This is a genomic window from Caulobacter sp., assembly GCF_035254145.1.
Lineage (GTDB): Bacteria > Pseudomonadota > Alphaproteobacteria > Caulobacterales > Caulobacteraceae > Caulobacter.
The window spans coordinates 1-5,201 of the sequence record NZ_DATFAV010000048.1; the positions used below are offsets into that span (position 1 = coordinate 1).

Here is a 5,201-nt window from a genome sequence, read left to right on the forward strand (position 1 = left end):
CTATCTGACCATCCACAACATGGCCTCGTGGATGATCGACCGCTTCGGCTCCGACGATCTGCGCAAGCGCTACCTGCCGCGCCTGACCTCCATGGAGCTGATCGCCAGCTACTGCCTGACCGAGCCGGGCTCGGGCTCGGACGCGGCGGCCATGCGCACGACCGCCAAGCTCGACGGCGACCACTATGTCCTGAACGGCGGCAAGGCCTTCATCTCCGGCGGCGGCGTCTCGGACGTCTATGTCGTGATGGCGCGCACGGGCGGGGACGGCGCCAAGGGCGTCTCGGCCTTCGTGGTGGAGAAGGGAACGCCGGGCCTCAGCTTCGGGGCCAACGAGCGCAAGATGGGCTGGAACGCCCAGCCGACGGCGCAGGTGAACTTCGACAACTGCCGCGTGCCGGTCGAGAACCGTATCGGCCAGGAGGGCGAAGGCTTCCGCTTCGCCATGATAGGCCTGGACGGCGGGCGGCTGAACATCGCCTCGTGCTCGCTGGGCGGCGCCCAGTTCGCCCTGGACACGGCCAAGGCCTATCTCGAGACCCGCAATCAGTTCGGCCGGCCGCTGAGGGACTTCCAGGCCCTGCAGTTCAAGCTGGCCGACATGGCCACCGAGCTGGAGGCGGCCCGCCTGATGGTGCGTCGCGCGGCCCACGCCCTGGACAATCGTCATCCCGAGGCGACCAAGCTGTGCGCCATGGCCAAGCGCTTCGCCACCGACGCCGGCTTCCAGGTGGCCAATGACGCCTTGCAGCTGCACGGCGGCTACGGCTACCTCCAGGACTATCCGCTGGAGCGCATCGTGCGCGACCTGCGGGTGCACCAGATCCTGGAAGGGACCAACGAGATCATGCGCGTCATCATCGCCCGCGAGATGTTCCGCCAATGAGCGCCGGATGATCTATCTCTGTCGGCACGGCCAGACCTTCCACAACCGCGAAGGCCGCATGCAGGGCCAGACCGAGTCCGACCTGACCCCGCTGGGTCGAGCCCAGGCGGCGGCGATGGCGGAGCTCCTGGCCTCTCAGGTTCAAGACCCCGACGGCTGGCGCATCGTCGCCAGTCCGCTGCGCCGGGCGCGCGACACGGCCGAGATGATCGGCGCGCGTCTTGGCCTGCCGGTCGAATTCGAGGATCGGCTGATGGAGATCAGCGTTGGCGACTGGTCGAACCGCCTGCGCGACGAGGTCAAGCGCGAGAGCCCGGCGCTGCTGAGCGACCCGGAGTGGGCGTTCAAGTCTCCGAACGGCGAGACCTACGAGGACATCATGGGCCGCGTCTCCGGCTGGCTTGGCGACCAGACACCGGAGCCTGGGCGGAAGCTGATCGTGGTCAGCCACGGCATCGCCGGCTGGATGCTGCGGGGCGCCTACGCCAACCTGTCGCGCGCCGAGGTGATCGCCCAGGACGTGCCCCAGGACGCTATCTTCCGTCTCAGCGGCGGCCGGATTGACCGCATCGCCTGCGCGCCCGTCGCCGAACCCGCTTAAGATAAGAGCCGATGACCGACGAACCCGAAGTCCTGATCCGCGTCGAAAAGAATGTCGGCCGGATCACCCTGAACCGCCCCAAGGCCTTGCACGCCCTGACCCTCTCGATGTGCGAGACCATGATCGGCGCGCTGCTCGACTGGCGGGACGATCCCGAGATCTACATGGTCCTGATCGACCACGCCGGCGAGCGCGGCTTCTGCGCCGGCGGCGATATCCGCATGCTGGCCGACAGCGGCGCGAAGGACGGCGTCGAGGCGCGGAAGTTCTTCCACACCGAATATCAGCTGAACCACCTGCTGTTCACCTATGAGACGCCCGTCGTGGCGGTGATGGACGGCGTGGTGATGGGCGGCGGCGTCGGGATCTCGATGCCCGCGCATGTGCGGATCGCCACCGAGCGCACGACCTTCGCCATGCCCGAGACCGGCATCGGCCTGTTCCCCGATGTCGGCGGCGGCTGGTACCTGCCGCGCCTGCCCGGCAAGGCGGGGTTGTGGCTGGCGCTCACCGGCGCGCGGATCAAGGGCGCGGACTGCATGCGGCTGGGCATCGCGACCCACTTCGTCGAGTTCGGCGCGATCGAGGGGCTGAAGAAGGCGATCATCGCCGATCCGCGCCGAATCGACGAGACCCTGCGCAAGTACCGCGCCGACGCTGGCAAGGCCTCGTTGCTGGGCTTCGAGGAAGATCTCAACCGCCTGTTCGTCGGCGACAGCGTCGAGCAGATCTTCGAGTTCCTGACGCTGGACTCCAGCGATTGGGGCAAGGCGCAGCTGGAGGTCCTGAAGACCAAGTCGCCCCAGACGATGAAGGTCGCCTTCGAGCAGTTGAAGCGCGGCGCGGCCATGACCGACTTCGCCGACAACATGGCGATGGAATACCGGATCGGTTCGCGCGTCGTCCGCAAGCACGACTTCATCGAGGGCGTGCGAGCGGTGATCGTTGACAAGGACAACGCCCCGCGCTGGGATCCCGCCCGCATCGAGGACGTCACCGACGCCATGCTCGACGAGATTTTCGCGCCTCTGCCGCCGAACGAAGAATGGACGCCGCTGACGTAGCGGATGTCGTGCGCTAACGTGGTCGGTAACAAGAACATGTCGGTTTGGAAGGATTGCCATGCGTAAGCCGCTTCTCAGTCTCGTCGCCGCGCTGGGCCTCGCCGCCTGCGCCACCGAGCCGATGATGGGGCCGCCTCCGCCGCCTTCCGGTCATGCGGCCGCGGCGATCCCGGCGAACATCGCCGCCGCGCTGAGCGATCCGTCGCGCCCCGCCGCCGACATGGTTCGGGACAATGACCGCCACCCTGGCGAGGTCCTGGCCTTCGCCGGCGTCAAGCCGGGGGCCAAGGTCGCCGACCTGATCCCGGGCGGCGGCTACTTCACCCGCATCTTCGCCAAGGCCGTCGGTCCCAAGGGCCGCGTCTACGCCTATGTGCCTGACGAGCTGACCAAGCTGGCCAATCGCGAGCCGACGGTGAACGCGGTCGCTCGCGACCCGGCCTATTCGAATGTGAAAGTGGTTCTAAACACGCTGCCGAACTTCGCCGCGCCGGAGAAGCTGGACCTGGTGTTCACCGCCCAGAACTATCACGACATGCACGACAAGTTCATGGGCCCCGCCGACCTGTCGGTGGTGAACCGCCAGATCTTCAAGGCGCTGAAGCCCGGTGGCGTTTACCTGGTCATCGACCACTCGGCCGAGCCGGGTTCGGGCCTGCGCAACACCGAGGACCTGCACCGCATCGACTCGGCGGTGGTGAAGTCCGAGGTGACGGCGGCGGGCTTCATCTTCGAGGGCGAGAGCAAGGTGCTGCGCAGATCCGCCGATCCCCGCACGGCCAACGTCTACGACCCGTCGATCCGCGGCAAGACCGACCAGTTCGTCTACAAGTTCCGCAAGCCTGCCTCGGCGCGCTGACGATCAAGGCTGTCATCCCGGCCAAGCGCGAAGCGCGCCGAGCCGGGACCGCCGGAAGCGCCGAGTTCGTGGCGGTCCCGGCCCTCCGCTCCGCCGCGGCCGGGATGACAGTTTTCAACGTATAAGAACCCCGCCCACGAGGCGCGGTTCGCATTTGCAGGGAGCAGCGCATGACCCGCGTGGCGTTCATCGGTCTGGGCAACATGGGCGGGGGAATGGCCTCCAACCAGGCGAGGGGCGGCCATCAGGTCCGGGCCTTCGACCTTTCCGCCGACGCCCTGGAGCGCGCGGTCGCCGCGGGGTGTCAGGCCGCGGGCTCGGTCGCCGAGGCCGTCGTCGACGCCGAGGTGGTGATCACCATGCTGCCCGCCGGACCGCACGTTCGCGCGGTCTATGGCGAACAGGTGCTCAAGAGCGCGCCGAAGTCGGCCTTGCTGATCGATTGCTCCACGATCGATGTCGAGACCGCCCGCGACGTGGCGCGCCAGGCGGGTGAGGCGGGCTTTCGGTTCGCCGACGCCCCGGTGTCGGGCGGGGTCATGGCGGCCGAGGCGGGGAGCCTGGCGTTCATGGTCGGCTGCGACGAGGCCGACTTCGCGGCCGTCGAGGCGGCGCTGGCGCCGATGTCGCGCGCGACAATTCACGCCGGCGATCACGGCGCGGGTCAGGCGGCCAAGATCTGCAACAACATGCTGCTGGGCATATCGATGCTGGGCGTCTGCGAGGCCTTCGCCCTGGCCGAGAAGCTGGGCCTGGCGGCGGATCGCTTCTTCGAGATCGCCGGCAAGTCGTCGGGACAATGCTGGTCGCTGAGCACCTATTGCCCCGTGCCGGGCGTGGGGCCGCAGACCCCTGCCGATCGCGGCTACGAAGGCGGATTCGCCACGGCGATGATGCTCAAGGACCTGAAGCTGGCCCAGGCAGCCGCCGCCCAGGCGGGCGCGGCGACGCCGATGGGCGCCCTGGCCGAGGCCCAGTACGCCCTGTTCGCGGGCAATGGTTTCGCCGGCAAGGACTTCTCGGCGGTCATCCAGCTTCTGCGCGGTCGACTCGCGGATCTGGCTTGACCCTGGGGCGCCTCCACGCGGCCGGTCCATCGACAAAAACGATGCGCCAGATCGCTTATTTCCATTTGCTAGGTAAACGCCCTTAGATGGACACTAGCGGCGCTTGGTGCGAAAAGCCCAGCCTGCATTAAGGGGACCGCCGGGCCGATTGGCCGCCGGTTTAAAGATCGTGATGGATTACAAAGCCGCTTTCCGCAGCGCCGTCGACCAGATCCGCGACGAAGGTCGATACCGGGTTTTTGCTGACCTGAAGCGCCAACGCGGCCAGTTCCCGCGCGCCACCTGGACCCGTCAGGACGGTTCGGAACACGAGGTCGTGGTCTGGTGCAGCAACGACTATCTCGGCCAAGGCCAGAACCCCGTCGTGATGGACGCCATGAAGGCCGCCATCGACGCGCATGGTTCGGGCTCGGGCGGCACCCGCAACATTTCGGGCACCAACCATGACCACGTCATGCTGGAGGCCGAGCTGGCCGACCTGCACGGCAAGGAAGCGGCCCTGCTGTTCACCTCGGGCTACGTCTCCAACGAGGCCAGCCTGTCGGTCGTGCAGAAGATCCTGCCCGGCCTGATCATCTTCTCGGACGAGCTGAATCACGCCTCGATGATCGCCGGCATCCGCAACGGCGGCGGCCCGCGCAAGATCTTCAAGCACAACGACCTGGCCCATCTTGAGCAACTGCTGGCCGAAGCGCCGGCCGACGCGCCCAAGCTGATCGCCTTC

At 67.4% G+C, this 5,201-nt stretch carries 6 protein-coding genes; all 6 read left to right on the forward strand.

Translation table 11 applies throughout. The features are described 5' to 3' along the window. Positions 1-886: acyl-CoA dehydrogenase family protein (locus VJ655_RS02530; RefSeq protein WP_324097921.1), on the forward strand; the 886-nt coding region annotated here is incomplete at its 5' end. Positions 887-893: 7 nt separating this feature from the next. Beyond that, on the forward strand, positions 894-1,487 hold the full coding sequence (locus VJ655_RS02535; RefSeq protein ID WP_324097923.1) for a histidine phosphatase family protein: 594 nt from the start codon (positions 894-896) through the stop codon (positions 1,485-1,487). An 11-nt stretch (positions 1,488-1,498) separates the two neighbouring features. Continuing rightward, positions 1,499-2,551 (forward strand): enoyl-CoA hydratase/isomerase family protein, encoded by a 1,053-nt coding sequence (locus VJ655_RS02540; RefSeq protein WP_324097925.1) that lies wholly within the window; start codon positions 1,499-1,501, stop codon positions 2,549-2,551. Positions 2,552-2,609: 58 nt separating this feature from the next. Continuing rightward, positions 2,610-3,410 carry a class I SAM-dependent methyltransferase gene (locus VJ655_RS02545; protein ID WP_324097927.1) on the forward strand — a complete coding sequence of 267 codons (801 nt, stop codon included), beginning with the start codon at positions 2,610-2,612 and terminating at the stop codon, positions 3,408-3,410. A 170-nt stretch (positions 3,411-3,580) separates the two neighbouring features. Then, entirely contained in the window at positions 3,581-4,477 is an 897-nt protein-coding gene (gene mmsB, locus VJ655_RS02550) for a 3-hydroxyisobutyrate dehydrogenase (protein WP_324097930.1), read from the forward strand. 172 nt (positions 4,478-4,649) lie between these two features. Next, on the forward strand, positions 4,650-5,201 hold a 552-nt coding region (locus VJ655_RS02555), incomplete at its 3' end, for an aminotransferase class I/II-fold pyridoxal phosphate-dependent enzyme (protein ID WP_324097932.1).

Coding starts and splice junctions, on each gene's coding strand:
- VJ655_RS02545 (WP_324097927.1), top strand. CDS start 2,610: ATGCGTAAGCCGCTTCTCAGTCTCGTCGCCGCGCTGGGCCTCGCCGCC.
- VJ655_RS02540 (WP_324097925.1), top strand. CDS start 1,499: ATGACCGACGAACCCGAAGTCCTGATCCGCGTCGAAAAGAATGTCGGC.
- VJ655_RS02535 (WP_324097923.1), top strand. CDS start 894: ATGATCTATCTCTGTCGGCACGGCCAGACCTTCCACAACCGCGAAGGC.
- mmsB (WP_324097930.1), top strand. CDS start 3,581: ATGACCCGCGTGGCGTTCATCGGTCTGGGCAACATGGGCGGGGGAATG.